Here is a 375-nt window from a genome sequence, read left to right on the forward strand (position 1 = left end):
CCGTTCGGTTTGCAGGCGCATGTGAAAAATCTTCCAAAGGACCAACGATGGCGCATCGTTGCCCACAATAAAGGTGTTGTCGGGGAGCAGGCCGCGGCCGATCTCCTCGAGAAAAACGGCATGAAGATGGGCAAACGCGACGCCTACACAATAGGTGATCGGAATCGTATTTCCGATGGCCATGTCATAGGTAGCGACGGAAATATCATGGGGCTAGCTGAGGTGAAAAACGTCAAAGAAATCTCCATGACCCAACAGATTCAAGACGCCGTAGCATTCAACAAGAAGCAGTACCCTGGTGTCGATTCGGGGTAGTTGGTACCGTGAGTCCGCGTAGTTGGTACCGGTGTTCCACGTACCCGGTACTGCAAGGGG

General features: G+C 53.1%; 1 protein-coding gene. It reads left to right on the forward strand.

The genetic code is table 11. From position 1 onward, the window contains the following. Nucleotides 1-315, forward strand: a 315-nt coding sequence (locus QP968_RS11185) for a putative toxin (RefSeq protein ID WP_284856466.1), incomplete at its 5' end; no start/stop codon positions are given. Nucleotides 316-375 lie beyond the last annotated feature (60 nt).

The organism is Corynebacterium sp. MSK041 (assembly GCF_030232265.1).
Lineage (GTDB): Bacteria > Actinomycetota > Actinomycetes > Mycobacteriales > Mycobacteriaceae > Corynebacterium.